The 21,314-nt window shown below is 47.0% G+C and carries 18 protein-coding genes and 1 pseudogene; 10 read left to right on the forward strand and 9 right to left on the reverse strand.

The features are described 5' to 3' along the window. Positions 1–70 precede the first annotated feature (70 nt). From ODZ53_RS12340 to ODZ53_RS12350, 3 genes are read right to left on the reverse strand one after another with little or no spacing between them, the layout of a single operon-like run. Entirely contained in the window at positions 71–781 is a 711-nt protein-coding gene (locus ODZ53_RS12340) for a B3/B4 domain-containing protein (RefSeq protein WP_372677350.1), read from the reverse strand. Between the two features lie 28 nt (positions 782–809). Then, on the reverse strand, positions 810–1,448 hold the full coding sequence (locus tag ODZ53_RS12345; RefSeq protein WP_372677352.1) for a LysE family translocator: 639 nt from the start codon (positions 1,446–1,448) through the stop codon (positions 810–812). A 33-nt stretch (positions 1,449–1,481) separates the two neighbouring features. Continuing rightward, positions 1,482–2,105, reverse strand: a complete 624-nt coding sequence (locus tag ODZ53_RS12350) for an FMN-binding negative transcriptional regulator (protein ID WP_372677354.1) — start codon at positions 2,103–2,105, stop codon at positions 1,482–1,484. Positions 2,106–2,207: 102 nt separating this feature from the next. Between ODZ53_RS12350 and pdxR the strand changes: the two genes are divergently transcribed. Then, positions 2,208–3,587 carry a MocR-like pyridoxine biosynthesis transcription factor PdxR gene (gene pdxR, locus ODZ53_RS12355; RefSeq protein WP_372677356.1) on the forward strand — a complete coding sequence of 460 codons (1,380 nt, stop codon included), beginning with the start codon at positions 2,208–2,210 and terminating at the stop codon, positions 3,585–3,587. A 25-nt stretch (positions 3,588–3,612) separates the two neighbouring features. Here pdxR and ODZ53_RS12360 read toward each other — a convergent pair whose 3' ends face one another. After that, on the reverse strand, positions 3,613–3,960 hold the full coding sequence (locus ODZ53_RS12360) for a hypothetical protein (RefSeq protein ID WP_372677358.1): 348 nt from the start codon (positions 3,958–3,960) through the stop codon (positions 3,613–3,615). Continuing rightward, positions 3,926–5,167, reverse strand: coding sequence for an amidohydrolase family protein (locus tag ODZ53_RS12365; protein ID WP_372677360.1), 1,242 nt, complete (start codon positions 5,165–5,167; stop codon positions 3,926–3,928). Before ODZ53_RS12365 ends, ODZ53_RS12360 begins: the two co-directional genes overlap by 35 nt. Positions 5,168–5,450: 283 nt before the next feature. On the opposite strand from ODZ53_RS12365, the gene ODZ53_RS12370 reads away from it, so the two are divergent. Then, on the forward strand, positions 5,451–6,920 hold the full coding sequence (locus ODZ53_RS12370) for an amidohydrolase family protein (RefSeq protein ID WP_372677362.1): 1,470 nt from the start codon (positions 5,451–5,453) through the stop codon (positions 6,918–6,920). A 56-nt stretch (positions 6,921–6,976) separates the two neighbouring features. Here the strand turns inward: ODZ53_RS12370 and ODZ53_RS12375 are convergent, their stop codons facing one another. Further along, positions 6,977–7,759 (reverse strand): SDR family oxidoreductase, encoded by a 783-nt coding sequence (locus tag ODZ53_RS12375; protein ID WP_372677364.1) that lies wholly within the window; start codon positions 7,757–7,759, stop codon positions 6,977–6,979. Positions 7,760–7,990: 231 nt separating this feature from the next. Here ODZ53_RS12375 and ODZ53_RS12380 point away from each other — a divergent pair, with 231 nt between their 5' ends. Further along, positions 7,991–9,064, forward strand: coding sequence for a branched-chain amino acid aminotransferase (locus ODZ53_RS12380; RefSeq protein ID WP_372677367.1), 1,074 nt, complete (start codon positions 7,991–7,993; stop codon positions 9,062–9,064). A 77-nt stretch (positions 9,065–9,141) separates the two neighbouring features. Here the strand turns inward: ODZ53_RS12380 and ODZ53_RS12385 are convergent. Further along, positions 9,142–9,709 (reverse strand): annotated as a pseudogene (locus ODZ53_RS12385) (GNAT family N-acetyltransferase). A 221-nt stretch (positions 9,710–9,930) separates the two neighbouring features. Here ODZ53_RS12385 and ODZ53_RS12390 point away from each other — a divergent pair. Both ODZ53_RS12390 and ODZ53_RS12395 read left to right on the forward strand, forming a co-directional pair. Then, positions 9,931–10,563, forward strand: a complete 633-nt coding sequence (locus tag ODZ53_RS12390; protein ID WP_372677369.1) for a sterol desaturase family protein — start codon at positions 9,931–9,933, stop codon at positions 10,561–10,563. Positions 10,564–11,038: 475 nt separating this feature from the next. Then, the gene (locus tag ODZ53_RS12395; protein WP_372677371.1) at positions 11,039–12,643 is read left to right on the forward strand and encodes a glutathione ABC transporter substrate-binding protein; all 1,605 of its coding nucleotides are present in this window, start codon (positions 11,039–11,041) and stop codon (positions 12,641–12,643) included. A 66-nt stretch (positions 12,644–12,709) separates the two neighbouring features. Here the strand turns inward: ODZ53_RS12395 and ODZ53_RS12400 are convergent, their stop codons facing one another. Next, positions 12,710–13,129, reverse strand: a complete 420-nt coding sequence (locus ODZ53_RS12400; RefSeq protein ID WP_372677373.1) for a hypothetical protein — start codon at positions 13,127–13,129, stop codon at positions 12,710–12,712. A 414-nt stretch (positions 13,130–13,543) separates the two neighbouring features. On the opposite strand from ODZ53_RS12400, the gene ODZ53_RS12405 reads away from it, so the two are divergent. The 3 genes from ODZ53_RS12405 (at position 13,544) to ODZ53_RS12415 (ending at position 18,061) form a co-directional block, all read left to right on the forward strand. After that, positions 13,544–15,130 carry a glutathione ABC transporter substrate-binding protein gene (locus ODZ53_RS12405; RefSeq protein ID WP_372677375.1) on the forward strand — a complete coding sequence of 529 codons (1,587 nt, stop codon included), beginning with the start codon at positions 13,544–13,546 and terminating at the stop codon, positions 15,128–15,130. 101 nt (positions 15,131–15,231) lie between these two features. Beyond that, the gene (locus ODZ53_RS12410) at positions 15,232–16,803 is read left to right on the forward strand and encodes a glutathione ABC transporter substrate-binding protein (protein WP_372677377.1); all 1,572 of its coding nucleotides are present in this window, start codon (positions 15,232–15,234) and stop codon (positions 16,801–16,803) included. A 37-nt stretch (positions 16,804–16,840) separates the two neighbouring features. Continuing rightward, positions 16,841–18,061, forward strand: coding sequence for an amidohydrolase family protein (locus ODZ53_RS12415; protein WP_372677379.1), 1,221 nt, complete (start codon positions 16,841–16,843; stop codon positions 18,059–18,061). Between the two features lie 388 nt (positions 18,062–18,449). Here the strand turns inward: ODZ53_RS12415 and ODZ53_RS12420 are convergent, their stop codons facing one another. Next, positions 18,450–18,602 (reverse strand): hypothetical protein, encoded by a 153-nt coding sequence (locus tag ODZ53_RS12420; RefSeq protein WP_372677381.1) that lies wholly within the window; start codon positions 18,600–18,602, stop codon positions 18,450–18,452. A 301-nt stretch (positions 18,603–18,903) separates the two neighbouring features. Between ODZ53_RS12420 and ODZ53_RS12425 the strand changes: the two genes are divergently transcribed. Both ODZ53_RS12425 and ODZ53_RS12430 read left to right on the forward strand, forming a co-directional pair. Then, entirely contained in the window at positions 18,904–20,478 is a 1,575-nt protein-coding gene (locus ODZ53_RS12425; RefSeq protein WP_372677383.1) for a glutathione ABC transporter substrate-binding protein, read from the forward strand. A gap of 125 nt (positions 20,479–20,603) precedes the next feature. Next, positions 20,604–21,242 (forward strand): NUDIX hydrolase, encoded by a 639-nt coding sequence (locus ODZ53_RS12430; RefSeq protein ID WP_372677385.1) that lies wholly within the window; start codon positions 20,604–20,606, stop codon positions 21,240–21,242. Positions 21,243–21,314 lie beyond the last annotated feature (72 nt).

Here is a 21,314-nt window from a genome sequence, read left to right on the forward strand (position 1 = left end):
TTGGATAATAAAGTTCTAGACTGGAGCCACGCTAGGCCCTGTAGCCAGTGCATTTGGCTGCCATTTGACCTTAATCAAAGATGGTCATTTCCTTATGATTGATATCGAACACTTCCAGCTTCACCTTACCACCAAGATGATGTGGCACGAGATCAGATAATTCTTTTAGTGCCATATGGAATTCATCGATTCTTGTTTCATCGATTAATTCTATACAGAGGAATGCATTTTTCGTGTTTTCTGTTAGCATCGTCCTCTGAGCTTCACGCCAATTCCAGCATCTGCATATGGCACCGTCATCATCTTTATAAACAATTTCCCCTTCATATGGCGAAGCATTTTCACTACTTCCCAATGGGAGAAACGGTTCGTTGCCTTTTGCTTGTGTCAGCCGAATATCGCCTACAAAAGTGTCGATATCTTCTCCACCACAGGGAAATCCATAACGCAAGGAAATGGAATTATAGATGTCAACAAGCGGGTTTATGCTTCCGATCGGATTGCCATTTTTCACTCTTTTTAATAAAGCTTCAATGGAACTCCTTGCCCCTTTCTTGGTCTTGAATTTCTGAAAAGCTTCTCGCCAAACGGAAATGACAGGATTACTGCTAAATTCCTCCACGTGTAAAAATTTGTGTGCTTCTTTTTCTGCCTCCTGCAGCAGTTGCTCGTATTTTTCAACGTCCCTCCTTGAATTATCAATCCCCTGACATATCACGATGCCTATTTTTGCATGCGGAAATAACGACCAAAAATCATCTTCAATAATAAATCTGGACATAACCTATCTCTCCGTTTCATTTCGTCGATTATGTTTTGGAGGGGCTCGCAAAGGCGGAGAAAATCCCGAGAGCAATATAAAAATAACCAGTGATCCGATTCATTACCTTTGAACTCGCTGTACTACCCACAATCCGCTTTCTCATGCTTGCTGCGAGAACGGCATACAGACCATCGCTAATAAAAGCGAGGATAATAAATATCGTTCCTAACAGCAAAAATTGAACGGTGACTGACCCAGCAGTAGGTGATATGAATTGTGGAAAGAAGGCTAAAAAGAAGAGTGCTGTCTTGGGGTTCATTATCTCCACAAGCGCTGATTCGTAAAAAATCTTACGTAATTTTTTGCGAGGGGCTTTTGGAGTTTCGGAAGCCGTGCTATCAGATTTTGAAAATAATGCCTTGCACCCCAAATAGATAAGATAAGCAGCGCCCAAGTATTTCACGATATGAAAGGCTGTTGCTGATGTCATAAGGATCGCAGAAACTCCGATTGCACCAGCTAAAACGTGAACAGAACCACCAAGAGACACTCCAAGAACTGATACGAGACCTGCTTTCTTCCCTTGATCGATACTTCTTGCCATAATATAGAGCACAGCTGGTCCAGGTATGAGTAACAATGTAGAAGCGGCAACGACAAATAGCCAAATAGTTGAAAACTCCATAAGAAGCAACTCCTTGTTGTATCTATAGGCTGATCACTTAAATAACTCTTTTCGTTGCTCACGCATCCACTGAGCAACCTGAATTTCCTCTTGATCCTTTGATTTTTCAAGCTCTGTCACAATCGATTGATAATCGGTGTTGTTGCGATTTTGGCTCATTTTGGCTGCCCCTTGGATCGAGGTGATTTCAATTTCAAAACCAACGATTCCTTTCATTTCTCTCTCAAGCCATTCAGGATCAAATGTCTCCCAGAGCCGACCATTTTCTCTGTGAGATTCATAGTGTGTCAGCATCGTATCCAAAGCCGACTTGAGTTCATCCTTCGTGAGAATACGTGCTGTCCCATACGCATGTACAGCGAGATAGTCCCATGTGGGAACCTGTTCACTCTCATACCAGCTTGACGAAATATAAGCGTGTGGTCCTTGAAAAATCAGCAAAACATCTTGATTGTTATCCAACGTTTTTTTCTGCATGTTTCCGTATGCGATATGCCCAGTTGCATAGATTTTCCCTTCCTCTTCACGAATTTCCAACGGGATATGTGTAGCCAACGGGCGATGTTCATCAACGGTAATCAATAGGGCAAACGGGTTAGCCTTCATCATTTGAACGGCCTCATCATGTTCCATGCGATATAGCTTAGGAATGTACATAGTAACCATCCTTTCAACTTGTATTTGAACCAAGCGTATTATACAAACTGACATAAAAAAAGATACAATAACAAACAAATATACATGTCAGAAGGGTTGCAAATGAAAAATACCATTTTTACATTCAAGGATAGCTCTCCTAAATACAAACAAATCTATGAGAAATTTAAAGCATTTATTGAACAAGGCGACATAAAGGCGGATGAGCCATTGCCCTCCATTCGTCAACTCGCAGATTCCTTACATGTAAGCCGTAATACAACGTTAATGGCGTATGAACAGCTGGTTGCGGAAGGGTATATTCGTGGAGAAGGCCGAAAAGGTTATTTTGTGAATGAGTTAGAGCCCGTTTTATTTCATGAGGCCCGCAGCTCTTCTACTCACAAGCAAACAGAGCCGGTACCCTCTGTGCGCATTGATTTTCGCGCAGACGTTGTCGATCAATCGCATTTCCCTTTAAAAACGTGGCGGAGGATTTCGAATCAGGTATTAACGGAAAAGGACAGCTTTCGGTACGGGGAACCTTTTGGTGAATGGGGCCTGCGTGAGCAGATTGCAGCCTATTTACTCCAGTCTCGTGGGGTGAGAACAGAACCAGATGCCATTATTATCGGCAGTAGTACCCAACAAATGCTGGTGTATCTCGGTCTTGTCCTGAAACATGATTTTTCTAGCGTGATTGTGGAGGACCCTGGTTATGATGGCGCTAGGAAAGCTTTTCAATTAAATCGTTTTACACTGGAAACGTTACCCGTTTATGAGACAGGTGCTGATTTTTCACACCTGGAACAAATGAAATCACGATTGATTTATGTAGCGCCGTCCCATCACAGTCCATATGGGGTAAGTATGCCCATTCAGCAAAGGCACGCACTCATGCATTGGGCAAAAAATAGGCAAGGGTATATTATCGAAGACGATTATGATAGTGAATACCGCTATACCCAACAACCATTTCCGGCTCTCGCTTCCATCGATTCAACGAGGGTTATTTATCTCGGAAACTTCTCGAAGTGCTTTCTGCCAGGGATTCGTTTAAGCTATATGGTATTGCCACAGCCACTGATCAACTGTTATAAAAATCAATTCGCACATTTCGAGAGCACCACTTCACTCCTTAGCCAATTCGCCATGGCGAAATTTATGGAAGAAGGGGAATGGAATCGCCATATTAAACGCATGCGTCTTGTTTATAAACGAAAAATGCAGCACTTCGTCTATGAATTAAGGAAGCATTTCAAACACCATATTTCAATCATTGGGGAGCAGTCTGGTCTGTACGTATTAGTCAAAGTTCACCTGGAGCGTTCAGAAGAATGGCTCATTCAACAAGCGTTCCTTCAGGGAGTTAAAGTCTATCCGACTTCACTCTTCTTTATAAAAAACAAAACGGAAGAACCGATTATTAAACTTGGTTTCAGTAATTTATCAACTGATGAAATCCAGCTTGGTGTGAAGCTCTTAAAAAAGGCTTGGGTATAAAAGACGGGTTCAATAGCTCAAGCTTTTAGTCGCGAACAAACACCCAAGCTGGCAAGAGAAAAAAGAAGAAATAAGCGAAAGTCTTTGGGATACCAACCGAAGCGCAATGGAAAAAAAGAAACCTGCCTTTAGCGTCCACCTCTGAAATACTTCGCAGAGGCGCGACTTTGGACGCGGGTTTCTTTTTTTCCATGGAGCTGGGCAGGGATGACCCCATAGCAGGTAGCCCAAGAACTTGAGCGTTTTCTTCTTTTTTCTCCCCACCACCAAAGGCTCGATTTAAACCCAAAGAAAAAAGGCTCCCCTGAAAAATCAGCGAAGCCCTCGTATCTAACTGGCTACTTTGTTTCTTCCATTCTCTCCAAAGCACCATGCACAATTTTCCCCTTAAACATAACAGCAGCCCGACGAGATTTTCTCGCAATCGCTTCCGCAGAGCAGGAGCTTTCTGCAAACACGATGCTCGCCTCGTCGCCAACCTTTGGCCATGCACGGTTGCCATCTTTATCGAGCGTTGTTTTTCCTCCGGTGATGAAGTACAACGATTGCACCAATGATTTCTCATCGACCCAACGGTAGCGCTCCACCAGACGGTTTAGCTTATCCAGCATATCGCCTGTACCATATGGCGACCACGAATCGTAGAACCCATCATAACCAAGTGCGACTTGTACGCCTTTGGCATGAAGCATCGGAACAGGTGGCATTGCACGATTAATCGGAACGGTTGTCATGATCATCGTTCCCAGCTGGGACAATCGGTCTGCCATGTCCGAGGACTCCTCCAGCGACACATCTCCGAGCGCAAAGGCATGACTGATTGCCATACGGTTCTGCCAGCCAGCTTCCTCGGTTAGATCAAGCAGTCTTTTGATCGTATAAAAGCCGAGTGTCCCCGGATCATGCAGGTGAATATCGACATCCGCATCTGCTTCCACCGCAATGTCCATCATTTCACGCAAGGAGCCTTCCAATTCATTATCAATCCCAGCCGGGTCCAAGCCCCCAACCAGTGTAGCGCCCTCCTTCATTGCTTGTCTCATCAAGGAGCTTGCTTGTGTGCGTAGGAGCCCCTGCTGTGGGAAAGCAACGATTTCATACGTCAGACGATCGCTGTACTCTTCCAGGGCTGTACGCACACCCTCCAGGTTTTTCAGCCCGATGTATGGATCGATGTTCACGTGTGTGCGCACATGTGTGGCACCGCCTCTGATATGGAGCTGGAGCATCGCTTGTGCGCGCTCTTTGGTCGTCCCCGTCATCAGCGGCATTTCTTTTGCTTCGAACTCCAAGCGATCGATCAGTTTTTTCGGAGGAAGGCAGGATTTCCAGGTTGCGCCTGCATACGTTTTATCCAGATGATTATGCTTTTCAACAAAAGAGGGGAGGGCCAATAAACCTTTTGCATCTTCTTGCGGTAAAGGGGTGTCGAGTGGTTCGGTCGCGGATACGATCTCTGCGATTTTGCCGTCTTCGATTTTCAAATGACAGATCTCCGAGATTGTGTGAAAGACGCCGTCGTCTCCTGTTTCAAATCCTTTATCGAGACGGACGTTGGTTAACCAAAAAGCTTGTATCACTAGAAATCAGCCCTTTCTCTATCTTTAAAGTAGTGGATGAGAGTCCAGTCTAGCTGTCTCTCTTAATTGTAGTGAATATTTTGAACAAGGGTTTTCATCTTTTTTACTAGTTTTTGCATGATCTTTACGTATTGTATGGAATCTTGCCTGTTTTCGAAAAGGAGTAAAGATTGTGCAAATACACGTAAAGGTTTTGAAACAAATTTTACAGAATATTTCCTATAATAACGAAGGATACAACCGAGTGGAGAGGTCGGAACGAGAAAGAGTAGGGAGGATCATCATGAAAAAGAAAATAACCGCAAAATATGTCATCGGTTTTGACGGCGAAGATCATGTGATTATCAAAGATGGGGAAGTCGTTTACGAGAATGACACCATTTTGTATGTGGGGCACCATTTTGATGGCGAGGTAGATGAAGTAATCGATGCGGGCAATGCAGTAGTCAGTCCGGGCTTCATTGACCTGAATGCGTTGGGTGATATTGATCACGACATCGTACATTTGGAGCAAGCCTCTGCTCGAAACAAAAACATGCTCTGGTCGGAAGACTACTACCGTAAAGGCTACCATGAGGTAATGACCCCTGAGGAAGAGGCATTCAAATCCCTTTACGCCTATAGTCAACTGATTCTAAATGGAGTAACGACTGCGATGCCGATTACATCCGTTTTCTACAAGCGCTGGGCGGAAACGTATGAGGAGCTGGCAGCTGCAGCTGTTCATGCAGGACGCTTGGGATTGCGTATGTACATGGGGCCGAGCTATCAGTCCGGCATGCGTGTCGTGAAGGCAAATGGAGAGATCGAAGTACTGTGGAACGAAGCGGAGGGCCAAGCAGGGCTGGAGCGGGCTGTCCAATTTGTCAAAGATTTCGATGGGGCTCACGACGGACTCATCCGTGGAATGCTGGCACCAGAGCGAATCGAGTCACAGTCTGTAGAGAACCTGATCAACACAAAGCACTACAGCGAGGAGCTCGGATGTCCGATCCGTCTGCATGCTGCACAAGGTCTCTATGAATATACGGAAATCCATCGTCGTCATAACAAATCACCGATTCAGTTCCTGAATGAGATCGGCTTCCTCGGAAAGAAAACGGCAATTCCGCACGCACATTTTATTCCAGGCTTTAGTAAAGCGAAATTCGGCGAGGGAGACGATTTGGCAATCCTGCAAGAGACAGGTACGACCGTGATTCACTGCCCGCTCGTAGTCGGCCGCCACGGTGAGGCCCTCGAATCGTTTGCCCGTTACAAGCGTCGCGGCGTCAACATCGCGATTGGAACAGATACGTTCCCGCCTGACTTCATCCAAAACATTCGCACAGCCAGCATGCTGTCCCGTTTGGTGGAAGGCGATGTTGCGGATTCCAGCTACGCGGATATTTACCGCGCAGCGACATTGGGCGGTGCACGCTTCCTTGGCAGGGATGATTTGGGACGATTGGCGCCGGGGGCAAAAGCAGATATCATTGCCATCGATCTGGATGGTTTTCACATGGGTGCGGTTGATGATCCAATCCGTACGATCATCACGTGTGGCTCAGGCCGTGATGTAAAGCTCTCCATCATCGCCGGGCGCACCGTGATGAAAGACCGCCTCCTGCCAGGAGTTGATCTGGAAGAGATCAGATCGAAAGGACAGCGTTACTTTGACAAAATGCGTCTAGGCTACGTCGAGCGCGACTATCAACAGATGGGCGAAAAAGAGCTGTTCAAGCCATCTTTCCCAATCGTAAGCAAACCATAGCCTGTATAAATAGAAGAAGCACAATCTGCTAGAAACGGCGGATTGTGCTTTTTCACTTACCGAATGAACCCGCCTTCAGAATGCATGATTTGTCCCGTAATCCACTGCGCTTCGTCACTTGCCAGAAAAGCGACAAGACGCGCTGCATCCTCGGGCTGTCCGATCCGGCCGAATGGAGATTGCTGCAAAAGGGAATGCTTGATTTCGTCATTCATCCAGCCTGTATCGGTGGGTCCTGGATTTACAGCGTTGACCGTAATCCCTCTCGTAGCTACTTCGGCAGCAAGTGTCGTCGTCAGGGCATCCACGGCTCCTTTTGTTGCCGCATACGCGATCTCACCGACCATCGGGCCTTTGGACTGACCAGATGTCAGGTTGATGATTCGGCCTCCGCGTTGTTGGGAGAAGCGACGTGCAAATTCCACACTGAGCATTGTGGTTGCCCGCACATTGATGGCATAATGTGCGTCCAAACTGGCGATATCCAGCGCCTCGAAGCCGTCATTTGTTGAATAACAAGCGTTGTTGACGAGGATGCTCGGAGCGCCCAATTGTGCTGTAGCTGCGTCGAGCACCTCCTTGTAGCCATCAGGCTGTGACAGGTCAATCTCGATCGCGGCGCATCTGACTCCGTAGCGTCTGATCTCTTCTTGCAAGATGGCGGGTTCATCCTTTTGAATCCCATGCGTCATGGATTGGTCATAGGCGGTCCAATACGTGTGGAAAATATCGGCCCCATGTGAGGCAAGCATTTTACAAATAGCAGCCCCAATCCCTTGAAGGCGGCTGGCTCCTGTTACTATGGCAATTTTTCCGTGCAAGCGAAGCTGCGTGGTCATACATATCCCTCCTCATTCTGTCACTATCCATTCCTTTCGGGATACCTATTCCTTTCATCCTGCCTGCGAAGAAAAAAATCGATCGCGAAATTTTTGCGAAGTTTTCGCTAAATAACAAGAGAAATTGTAGGGGGAGGACAAACTTACGCTGGAAATCATGCAAAATTGTTGCTATTTTGTATATATAGCAAGTTTCAAATCGCGGATTTAATACTAAGGGAGATGTAGAAGATGGAGTGTCAGTTAACAATTACCCGGACAGAACAGAAAAAAGAGAAACCAGCTTCTGACAAGCTGGGGTTCGGTGTGCATTTTACCGATCATATGTTCATCATGGATTATACTGAAGGTAAAGGATGGCATGATCCACAAATCGTCCCTTACTCTCCGCTGACATTGGACCCGGCAGCAATGGTGTTCCATTACGGACAAGCTGTCTTTGAGGGCTTGAAAGCTTATCGCAATCAAGAGGGCAAGGTTCGCTTGTTCCGTCCTGATCAAAATTTCAAGCGTATGAACCGTTCGCTAGAGCGTATGAGCATGCCGCTGATCGACGAGGAATTCATGGTTGAGGCATTGAAACAGCTGGTGGCGGTAGATAAAGAATGGATTCCAACAGAAAGCGGACAGTCTCTCTACATTCGTCCCTTCGTAATCGCGACAGAGCCATGCTTTGGTGTGCGCGCTTCGTATACGTACAAATTGGTGATCGTGCTCTCTCCAGTTGGAGCGTACTATGCGGGTGGCATGAAGCCCGTGAAAATTTACGTAGAAAACAACTATGTTCGTGCGGTAAGAGGCGGAACAGGAAACGCAAAAGTGGCAGGTAACTACGCAGGCGGTCTGAAAGCACAAGTGGAAGCAAAAGAAAAAGGCTATGAGCAAGTGCTCTGGCTGGATGGCGTAGAGAACAAATATATTGAAGAAGTAGGCAGCATGAACGTTTTTTTTAAGGTAAAAGGGGAAGTGTGGACCCCAGCATTGAACGGCAGCATCCTGGAGGGTATCACGAGAGATTCGACCATCCAATTGCTCAAGGACTGGGGAATTCCAGTTGTAGAGAAGCGGATTTCCATGGAAGATCTGCATACCGCTTACGTCAACGGTGAGCTGGAAGAAGCATTCGGCACGGGAACAGCCGCTGTTATTTCCCCAGTCGGTGATCTGAACTGGAACGGACATCAGATGATCATCAACGGTGAAAAAACAGGGGAACTGACTACGAGACTGTACGACGAGATGACAGGGATCCAGTACGGTGAGCGTGAAGACAAGTTCGGCTGGTCGGTAAAGGTGACAGAATAGTCACGCCAGCAATATAAGAGGCATAGCCTTCTCTTTTTCGGGAGAGGGCTATGCCTTTTTTGATTATGTCTGAGGTATTAATGATCGTGATCTCGGCTATGGATAGCCTCCCATTCTTTCTTTAAGATCCCCATCATGATACGATCATAGCTTTTCCCGTCACGAAGCACCGATTCACGCAAGCGACCTTCTTCTCTAAAGCCTGCTTTTTTATAAGCGCGGATAGCAGGTTCGTTATACTGGATGACATCCAAACCAACACGGTTTAAATTTAACTCGTGAAAGGATATAGCGTAAAATCATTTTCAAAGCCTCAGTACCATACCCTTTGTTGCGATTTTCAGGCTCACCGATACCGATGGCTAAACTGGCTGCTTGATTATTCCATTCAATCTTGAATAAAAGAATAAAACCGATTAGCTTGTTGTCTCCTACGGTTCTTAACATGAACACGACTTTTTTATTGCTTGAATTTTCGAAGTTATTGAAGCGCTTGGAATTTTGCGGCACCGCAAAATCGGTGTCTACCATCCGTAGATAATCATAATCCTCTGTACACCGTGCCAACTGTTCCACATCTTCTGGGTATAGGGAAGTAAAGCGAAGAAGCTCGCCTTGGAAAAAATTGTTTGATAACAAATTCAAAATAGATTCTCCTTTTTTCTAATAAATTTTCACCTCTTTAAAACTGCCCGAAATGAAGTATGCCCGAATCATTGGCGCACCCCTCTGGTCATTATTAGATTTACTTTACTACATGAGGAATATTATTGAAACATAGGGGATCAATCACCCCAGTCTACAAGGAGAAACCGAACCGTGTTGGAACAAGACAAGTGAAGGAACACAAGAGGAGGGCGTTTTTGTTGAAGGCAAAGTATCTAAAGGAATTCTTTACGTTTCCGGATATTCTCATCATGAGCATCCTATTTCTGATTAGCTTGTCTATCACTCTTTCTGAATGGTACGTGTTGAAAACATGGGTGGCACTCGTGGCGGGGATGATTGGATATGCGGCAAGCGAATACTTGATTCATCGATTTCTCTTTCACCTCAAACCGCCTCGAAATCCATTTTTTCTCCAAATGCTAAAGCGCCTCCATTACGATCATCACGCCGATCCCAACAACTTGCACCTGTTATTCTTGCCCGTGTGGTACAGCTTGCCTCTCATTGCAGGAACGGGAGCCATTTGTTATCTGCTCACTTCCGACGTAATTGTGACCATTGCCTTTGCTACAGGCGTGATCGGATTTCTGCTATTTTATGAATGGTCGCATTATATCGCCCACCGCCCGGTTCAACCCATATCTCCATGGGGGCGCTGGATGAAAAAGCTCCATCTATGGCATCACTTCAAAAACGAACATTATTGGTACGGTGTTACCAGCCCTGTTTTTGACGTCATGCTGGGAACTTACAAGAATGAACAGGATGTCGAGAAAAGTTCGACCGTGAGGGATCTGGAAAGACGGTGGGATAAAGATGTTGAACTGTAAATGGTCTTCCATGCACGGCCATCTCTTTTGAGGGATGGTTTTTTTATCTTTTTAAGTTTTGAAGGTACCGATGAACCAGCAAAACTGGTGAGAAGAAAAAGCACAGGGCTCGCAGACCTTGACAAAGCCTGCCCAGTCGGAACTTCAAAAAGGGGATCACGCTTGTCGAACACTTCTTCCTTGAGAAACGTCCGCCCGTAGGGTGGCTTTGGCTCGACGGTCCCCTTTTTTAAGTGGAGACGGACAGTCAATTCGCCTAGCTGGCGTGTCAGAGTCGAAGAGACCTGTGCTTTTTCTTCTCCTCCACTATGGCAGGTAGCTCCAATAGAGTTATTTTGAACATTCAAAAACGACATAGTAAAGAAAGTGAAAAGAAAGGTAAAGATAATGAAAAGATTAATAGTAAGAAAATTAGTAATATTTAGTCATGTCATATTCTTTTCATTCTATCATCCAGAATAAGGGGGCATTCACAGTGAAGAAGAAGCACATGCTACGATCCATTCTCGCCCTGTCTGTCTTGGTTTCCACAGTCTTGACAGGCTGTGGTGGCAGTCAGACATCCAGTGGGACGAATTCCGCGCCCAACTTCAATCAAGCTTCGACTAGCCCCGCGTCTTCATCCGCCGCAGCGGGTGGAGGTGGTACCCTGATTATTGCGCGCTTGTCCGATGCCAATAATCTGGACCCGCATTTTAGTACCCAGATTAACTCCATGGCGGTGACGCAGCACAAGCTCTATGAAGGTCTGGTCATGATGGATCGGAATAGCGAGTACAAACCTCTTTTGGCAAAAGAATGGAAACAAAAAGACGATGTCACCTGGGAGTTCACACTGCGTGACAGTGTTACCTTCCACGACGGGGAGCCTTTTAATGCGGAAGCGGTGAAAAAGACGATCGACCGCATTTTGGACAAAGACAATCCGACTCCTAAAGCAAACATGTTTGGCATGATTAAAGAAGTGAAGGTCATTGACCCACTGAAGGTAGAGATTATTTTACATTATCCGTTCGCAGGACTCCTATCCGTTCTGGCGAGTGCCGAGGGTGGCATCATCAGTCCGAAGGCGATGAAGGAATTTGGCAAAGAGTTGTCCAAGAAACCAGTAGGGACGGGGCCGTTCATCTTTGAATCATGGACACCTGGACAAGAAATCGTCTTAGTGAGAAACGAGAAGTATTGGGGAAACAAGCCGAAGCTGGAAAAAGTCGTTTTCAAGACCATTCCTGAGGACGCAACACGTGTAGCCATGGTGGAGACAGGGGAAGCTCATGTCGCAGAACAGCTACCGGTCACTGAACTCGAAAGGGTACAGAACTCGCAGAGCATGTCTTTGGGGCGGTTTGAATCATTCGCGGTTGACCATATCGGGATGAACGTCAAGCAGAAGCCTTTTGACGATGTTCGCGTTCGTCAGGCCATCGCCCATGCGATTGATAAGGAAGCAATTATTAAAGGGGTTTATAACAATGTCGGAAAAGTAGCGATCTCGTCATTAGGGCCAAAAGTCATCGGCTACAGCCCGAATATTAAAACGCCAGACTACGATTTGAATAAAGCGAAGCAATTGCTCACCGAAGCAGGCTACGCCAACGGATTCAAGGCAACCATCTATCTCAATGACAACAAGGCACGAATCAATGTGGCAGAAGTACTGCAATCCCAGCTGAAGGGAATTGGCATCGACTTGCAGATTCAAGTGATGGAGTTCGGCGCGTATTTGGAATTGGCGGCAAAAGGGGAAGCGCAAATGTTCATTAGTGGCTGGGGTAATGCGACCGGGGATGCCGATTACAACCAGTACAACCTCTTCCACAGCACGTCAGCAGGTGTGCCAGGCAACCATTCCTTCTACAATAATCCGAAAGTCGATGCGCTGATCGAGGCGGGGCGTAAGGAAAAAGATCCAGAGAAGCGCAAGGAAATCTACGCAGAGGCGCAGCAAATCGAGATGGAGGAGGTGCCGTTGCTGCCATTCCGCAGCAGTGAAAACCTCGCAGCCATTGCAAAAAATGTACAGGGTGTGTACATCAGTCCATCAGGGTACATTGACGTGAGCCAAGTCACGATTCAATAGCAGTAGCTAGAGACCTTCTCCACAAATGGAGAGGGTCTTTTTTAGTAGATAAGTATTTATAAAAATTCATATCGACATGGAAGACTTTTGCCCTTTGGGTACGAAGGCTTCACCAAAAATCTTGGCGAAGCCAGTATTGTGGCTGCGGTGGGGAGAAGAATATTTCCAGTCTAGGCTCCAGGCTCCGTCCTGCTGAGGGATAAGACTGTCCGCTCCGAAGGGATTTGCGGGGAAACGCAAAAGTGGTAGCCGCTTCGTCGCGCGGGCATGGTTGCGTTTCTTTTGCCCGCAAATCCCTTCTCCGCTTGGTAGGACTCCACAAGTCGCTACGTCTGGAAATATTCTTCTCTGGCGTAACTGATGATCTTCTTCAATCTTTAATTGTTTAAAAACCCGTTTAAGCACGGAAAGCTCGTAGAGGAAACAGGAGAAATAAGCGAAGATCTTAGGGACACCGACCGAGACGGAATGCAAAAAGCGAAACACGCTCTTAAGTGTCCACCTCTGAAAAACCTCCTGAATCGACTACTTTGGACGCGGTTTCGCTTTTTGCATGGAGTCGTGCAGTCAATCCCCCAAGGGGTGGCCCTAGAATCTGAGCGTTTTCTCCTGTTTCCTCCCCACCACTACAGCAACATATTCTCCAAGTCTATTTTTATTGCATGATTCGCATAAAAGTAGAAAAAGTGAAAAAAAGAGTAAAGAAAGTGAAAATACAAGTAAAGAGAGTGAAAACACCGTGACAGAATAGTGGGTAAAATGAAATATGCGCGAATGCTCAAAATATTCAAGTACATCTGGCGCAAAAAGCGGTCACGACCGTTTTTTTGACCGCAAGCGGTCACATCAACATTGATGAAAAACATCGAGACGTTTTTCACAAAAGAGGGGGATAACTACATGAAAAAGACGCGCTTTTTCCAGACGCTGCTTGCCATGACCGTTGCGGTTTCTACAGCGTTGGCAGGCTGCTCACAAGCACCTGAAGCAGGAGGGACTTCCAATTCTTCAGGGCAAACCAATGCTTCATCACCAGCTGGCAAAGAAGGCGGGACACTCGTCATCGCCCGCTTGTCTGATGCGAACAACCTTGACCCACATTTTCTAACGCAAATCAATTCCGCCGCCATCATTCATCACAAGGTATACGAGGGTCTCGTTCGGATGGACAAAGAAAGCAAATATGTAGGCTCACTCGCTTCTGAATGGAAACAGCTCGATGATGTGACATGGGAATTCAAGCTTCGCTCTGGTGTGACGTTCCACGATGGCACACCGTTCAATGCGGAAGCTGTGAAAAAGACGATTGCTCGTGTCCAAGACCCGGCAGTAGGCTCTAACCGCGCCAACTTGTTTGAAGCCATAAAAGAAGTACAGGTGGTGGATGATACAACGGTTCGATTCATCCTGCACTATCCATATGCACCACTCTTGTCTGTGCTCGCCAGTGCAGAGGGGGGAATTTTGTCACCAAAAGCGATTGAACAGTATGGGAAAGATTTGACCAAGCATCCAACGGGAACAGGGCCTTATAAATTCGAATCATGGACACCTGGTCAAGAAGTCGTCCTGGTGAAAAATGATAATTATTGGGGCGACAAACCGAAGCTGGATAAAGTCGTCTTCAAGACCGTTCCAGAGGATACGACCAGACTCGCGATGGTCGAGACAGGAGAGGCGAATGTAGCTGAGCAATTGCCAGTGACAGAAGTCGATCGGGTGAAAAATTCTCCGAGTATGACACTTGGCCGTTACCCTGCTTTCGCTAGCGATCATATCGGGATTAACAACTCGAAGAAGCCATTCGATGATGTACGCGTTCGTCAAGCGATTGCACATGCAATCGATAAGAAAACCATCCTTCAAGGGGTCTACAACGATGTCGGGACGGTTGCCCATTCCTCCATTACCCCGTCCATGGTTGGTTACAGCCCGAATGTAAAAGACTTGCCTTACGATCTGGAAAAATCCAAAAAGCTGTTGGCGGAAGCTGGATACGGAAACGGCTTCAAAGCAACCATTTACTTGAATGATAACAAGGCACGAGTAAGCTTGGCAGAGGTGCTACAGCAACAGCTGAAACAAATTAACATCGATTTGGAAGTGAAAGTGCTAGAGTTCGGTGCTTATATTGAAGCAGCTAACAAAGGCGAAACAGAATTGTTCCTCAGCGGTTGGGGAAATGCCACAGGAGATGCAGACTACAACCAATACAATCTGTTCCACACGAAGTCGCAAGGGGCAGCCGGCAACCATGCTTTCTACAGCAATCCGGAAGTGGACAAGCTGATCGATGAGGGCCGCAAAGAGAAAGACGAAGAAAAACGGAAGCAAATCTACGAAAAAGCACAGCAAATCGAAATGGACGAAGCGGCAATGGTACCCTATCGCTTCTCAGAAAACCTCGCAGCGATTCAAAAAGGCGTAGAAGGAGTTTGGATCAGCCCAGCAGGACACATTGAGATCGACGATGTAACCATGCCATAATTTCAGCAAAAAAGTGCTTCACGATCAGCATAGTCTCGCCCATTGGGAACGAGCTATGCTGATTGATTATACACAGAAAGAATAAAATGGGGGCGAGTCTAGTGAAAAAACAGAAGATGCTAGGTTCAATGCTGGTAGGTATTCTGAGCGTTGGCCTCGTGCTTACAGGCTGTTCATCGGGTACAGAGCAAGGTACGGCAGGGACTCCGACTGCGAAGGAAGCTCCGGCAACAGATCAGACGCTGGTGATTGCACGGCAGTCTGACGCAAACAATCTGGACCCGCACTTTATTTCAGCGATCAATGCAGCGAGTGTGGTCCATCACAATGTGTACGAAGGTCTTGTCCAGCGAGATGATAACATGGCGTTCAAACCAATGCTAGCCACGGAATGGAAGCAGTTGGACGACATCACCTGGGAGTTCAAGCTACGTCAGGGAGTCAGCTTTCACGATGGTACGCCATTTAACGCCGAAGCGGTGAAAGCAACATTCGCACGCGTACGCGATGAAAAAGTCGCCTCTCCACGCGCGTCTCAGTTTAAGATGCTTTCGGACATAAGAGTAGTGGATGATTACACCGTGCAATTCAAGTTAGCTTACCCGTACTCCCCATTACTGTCGATTCTCGCCAACCACGAAGGCAGCATCATCAGTCCAAAAGCAATAGAGCAATACTGCAAGGACCTGAGCAAACATCCCGTCGGTACAGGACCGTTTGTATTCGAATCGTGGACACCTGGCCAAGAGATTGTCCTCGTGAAAAATGACAATTACTGGGGAGAGAAGGTAAAATTCAAGAAGGCCGTCTTCAAAGTCGTACCGGAGGACACGACCCGCGTAGCCATGGTAGAGACGGGAGAGGCGCACATCGCTGAACCATTGCCGGTAACGGAAATTGACCGCGTCAGTAATTCCCCTCATATGAGCTTGTACCGAACAGAGGGTTTAGGGACAGATTTCATCGGGTTCAATACCAAGAAAAAACCGTTTGACGACATCCGTGTTCGTCAGGCGATCAACTATGCGATTGAGACAGATGCGATCATCAAAGGTGTGTACAACGATGTCGGAACGAAAGCGAATTCAGCAGTGAGTCCGAAGGTTCTAGGATACGATGGGGCGTTAAAAGGATACGAGTTCGATCCGAATAAGGCGAAGGCCCTGTTAAAAGAAGCAGGCTACCCAGACGGCTTCAAGACAACCCTGTGGACAGGCGATCGCAAGGAACGGATTAATGCTGCGGAAGTCATTCAGTCCCAGTTAAAAGGAATCGGCATTGAAGTAGAGGTAAAAGTGCTTGAGTATGGAGCTTATTTGGATGCAGAAGACAACGGTGAAACAGAGCTGTTCATCAGTGGCTGGGGCAATGCCACTGGAGACGCTGACTACAACCAGTACAATCTGTTCCACTCCAGCTCTTTGGGCAAAGGAGGTAACACAACATTCTATGTGAATAAAGAAGTGGACAAGCTGATCGAAGAGGGGCGCCGCGAGCAGGATACGGAAAAACGCAAGCAAATTTATGCGAAGGTGTTGGAGATTGAAAAGCAAGAAGCACCAATCGTCCCGATCCGCAATCTTGAACATGTCGCTGCAGTCAGCAAAAACATCAAAGGCTTCTGGATCAGCCCTTCTGGGTATATGATGATCAAAGGCATTACGATCGAATAACGCAAACATTTAGAGAGAAAAGGATGGGAGACGAAGCATGAAAGCAAGCTTGTGGATCAAAAATGCGAGTCTGGAATGTGGGTATATAGAGGAGAATGGCATCGTGAAGGGAACAAAGACGGAGCGTTTCCACGTCTTGCTCACGGACGGTCGCGTTGAGAAAATCGTACCTGCGCTGTCAGATATACCTGACGGGGTATCTGTATGGGATGCACAAGGCCTACTGATGCTTCCTTCTTTCCGGGAAATGCACATTCATTTAGACAAAACATTTTATGGAGGTCCGTGGCAAGCTGTTCTTCCTGCTCCCAATCGTTTTTTTCGAATCGAGCAAGAGCAGGAACTGCTACCCCTCCAGCTTCCCGTTGCCCGTGAGCGTGCAGAAAAGCTGCTGGAGTTAGTGCAATCGCACGGCGCTACTCACGTGCGGACGCATTGCAACATTGACCCGGTCATTGGGCTGAAAAATCTGGAAGCCACATTGGAGGCATTGGCGACTTACCGTGAAAAACTTTCCTGGGAAATTGTCGCGTTTCCCCAACATGGCTTGCTGCGCAGTGATTCTGTTTCCCTCGTTCGTGAGGCGATGAAGCATGGAGCCGGACTCGTCGGTGGTGTCGATCCTGCCACGTTTGACGATGATATCGAGAAATCTCTTGATACGATGATGGATATAGCGGTTGAAGCGAATGCGGATGTGGACATTCACCTGCACGAGCCTGGTCATTTGGGTGTTTATATGATGAAAAAATTGGCTGCAATGACGAAGGATGCGGGTTGGCAAGGTCGAGTCACTGTCAGCCATGCTTACGGGCTAGGAGAGGTACCGACTGCGGTGGCGGAAGAGGTCGCGGAGCTTTTCGCCGAGCAGCAAATCGCTGTCATGTCGGCTGTTCCCATTGATATGCCAACCATCCCAATTCCGTTGCTTCATGCAAAAGGCGTCCATGTTGGATTGGGCAATGACAACATTACTGATCATTGGGACCCATTTGGAACCGGAGATATGTTACAGAAAGCAAACCGTCTGGCTGAACGGTTCCGGTGGATCGATGAGCGATCTCTATCGCGTGCACTGGGATTCGTTACTGGTGGCGTGACTCCACTAGATCAAGCTGGCAATCAAGTTTGGCCGAAAGTCGGAGATGAGGCAAATGTGGTTTTCGTCCGTGCCAAATGCTCCGCTGAGGCTGTGGCTAGACAATCTCCGAAGGAAGCAGTGGTTTTCTCGGGCAAGGTGGTTTGGCAGAAACAATAAAGAGTAGGAAACGTAATCCGATCTTCTTAGGGAGGTCGGATTTTTCATTTGCTAGTAATAGTAGCCGTAGTGAAGGAAGAAGTTCATTTCCAGTCTACGCTTCGGCCTCCGCCCCGCAAGGGGATTGACTGTCCGCTTCGGAATAAATGGCGGGAGCGCTTCAAACGTAGAAGTTCGAGGAGGTAGTTCATAAGTGAAGCTTAAATTCCCCGCCATTTATTCCTACGCTGAGATGGGCTCCAGAGGCGCTCGGACTGGAAATGCACTTCTTCTGGCGTAGCTTTGTTTAATTATTTGAAAGTCGATTCAAGATGATAAAATATTACTTAGCTAACTAAAATATGATTTTTATATCAAACCCATTTATTAGAATGCTAAAAAAGGACAATCATGAAGAACCTTCAATCATTCTCTTCTTGTCTTTCAATATACAGATCGGAAAATCAAGAAGAGCAACGCCAAAGAAGCGTGTTTCCAGTCGTAGCGCCTCTGGAGCCCGACCAAGCGGAGGGATGAATGACGGGAGCGTTTTTAGCTTCAACGTGCGAACACCTCCTCGAGGCTACCACTTTTGAAGCGGCTCCCGTCATTCATTCCGAAGTGGACAGTCTTCACCCCTTGCGGGGCGTAGGCCGAAGCGAAGACTGGAAACATGCTTCTCCACCCGAAGCTACGAAATCGAGTGTTTTTTCATATCTTTCATCTGCGTGAAATTAAATAAAAGTAAAAATATTATAAATTGATGTAAAGATGCTGAAAGGTTCGGTTGGGAATCTACCGTATAATGCAAATAAGAAATACATTCAGAATTTTCGACAGTATTCTACAGGGGGTAGACACAAATGAAGAAAACGCGCATGGTCGGTTCCTTGTTGGCTCTGACATTGACGGTTAGTGTTGCGCTGACTGGATGTGGTGGTGCAAGCTCGGGGCAATCCGGTTCGACGAATACAACTGCTGCTGAAGCGCCGAAAGAAGGGGGAACCCTGATTGTCGCTCGCAAGGCAGACGCCAATAATCTGGACCCGCATTTCATTTCCAATATTCCTTCGGCAAACTATGTGTATGGAAAAGTGTACGAGAGCTTGGTTTCTCGCGATAAAAACGGCGAGTACAAGCCTACTCTAGCAACTGAATGGAAACAGCTCGATGACTTGACATGGGAGTTTAAGCTCCGTGAGGGCGTTACGTTCCACGATGGTACACCCTTTACAGCAGACGCTGTGAAAAAGACGTTCGAACGTGTACTCGATCCAAAGGTTGCATCACCGCGTGCATCCAACTTCTCCATGATCAAGGAAATTAAGATCGTAGATGATAAGACAGTACATTTCGTACTGGAGTATCCTTTTGCACCGCTGCTCTCCATCTTGGCTAGCTCAGAAGGAAGTATCATCAGCCCGAAAGCAATTGCCGAGCATTCCGATACATTGGCGAAGCAGCCTGTGGGAACCGGACCTTTCAAATTTACATCATGGACACCGGGTCAAGAAATGAAACTAGCAAAAAATGATACCTACTGGGGTGAAAAGCCAAAGGTAGATGAAGTATTGTATAAGGTTGTTCCAGAAGATACGACGCGTGTAGCGATGATCGAAGCAGGCGAAGCGCACATCGGCGACCAGCTTCCCGTGACGGAAGTAGAGCGGGCACAGGCATCTCCTGGGATGAACATGGTGCGTGCAGAAGGCTTGGGTGTGGATTACATCGGCTTTAACGTGCAGAAGAAGCCATTTGATGATGCACGTGTACGTCAAGCTGTCGCACATGCAATCGAAAAGCAAGCTATTGTACAAGGGGTATACAACAATGTTGGAACACAGGCTGTTTCCTCGCTGTCACCAAAAGTCATCGGCTACAATCCGAATCTCCAGGATTACGCTTATGACGTCAATGCAGCAAAAGCACTGCTCGCAGAAGCAGGTTACCCAAACGGCTTCAAGACAACCATCGTGACAGATGACCGTAAAGAGCGCATGAACGTAGCAGAAGTCATCCAGTCACAGTTGAAAGGCATCGGCATTGATTTGGAGATCAAAGTAATGGAATACGGTGCGTATCTGGAGTACGCAGACAATGGTGAGCATGCGATGTTCATCGGGGGCTGGGGCAATGCAACAGGGGATGGCGACTACAACCAGTACAACGTCTTCCACAGCACTTCGAAAGGCAGCGCAGGTAACATGGCGTTCTACAACAATCCAGAGGTAGACAAGCTGATTGAAGAAGGACGTCGCGAAAAAGATGCGCAAAAACGCAATGAAATTTACGCAAAGCTGCAAGAAATCGAGCTGAAGGAAGTACCGATTCTTCCAATCCGTACGATTGATCATGTGGCGGTTACATCCAAGAATGTAAATGGCTTCTGGCTGAGCCCTGTTGGCTACTTGATGCTGGATGATGTATCGATCAACTAATAGAAATAGAAGGGATGGCGCTTGTCGCTGTCCCTTTTTTCGTCAATAGAGGAATTCACGTTCTGGACCGGGAATGTACCTTGGGGAAGAGAAATGCTCAAGAGACAAGTCATGGGGTGGAAAACATGCAGGAAGAGCAGCTAGACATATTTGACGAAGCAGGACAGCACATCGGGGTAGAAGCGCGTAGCGAAGCACACCGCTTGGGGCTGTGGCACCAGACCTTTCACTGCTGGATTTATCGTGTAGTAGATGATCAGATCGAAATGTTGTTCCAAAAAAGACATCCACAAAAGGATACTTGTCCAGATCTCCTCGACATTACCTCTGCCGGTCATCTTCTCGCCTCGGAACAGCCGTGTGACGGCGTACGGGAATTGGAGGAGGAGCTGGGCTTGTCCGTGAGCTTTGAGGAATTGGACCAGTTAGGCGTAATTCGTGATGTAATGGTTGCCCCCTCTATCATTGATAAGGAAATGTGCCATACATTTTTGTATGAATGCGATCAACCCTTAGGCGAGTACCGTATACAGGAAGAAGAAGTCACGGGGCTGTTTTGGGTCAGTCTGCGTGAGTTAGAGCGGTTGTTTGCGGGCGAGATTGGGCAGATGACGGTGAATGGATTTTTGCTAATGGAAAATGGTGAAGCAAAGGATATAGCAATGATCGCGGCCAAGGCTGACTTTGTACCGCATGAAGTACATTATTACCAGCAGGTGTTTGCAGCAGTGAAACGACGCGCAGCCAATGCAGCCAATCGATAACCCTGAACGGAAAAACAATGCCTCGCTTGTTATTTGACAAGACGAGGTTTTTCGTTCGTCAAGAAAGATTGT

The organism is Brevibacillus sp. BD137 (genome assembly GCF_041644655.1).
GTDB classification, from domain to species: Bacteria; Bacillota; Bacilli; order Brevibacillales; family Brevibacillaceae; genus Brevibacillus; species Brevibacillus brevis_D.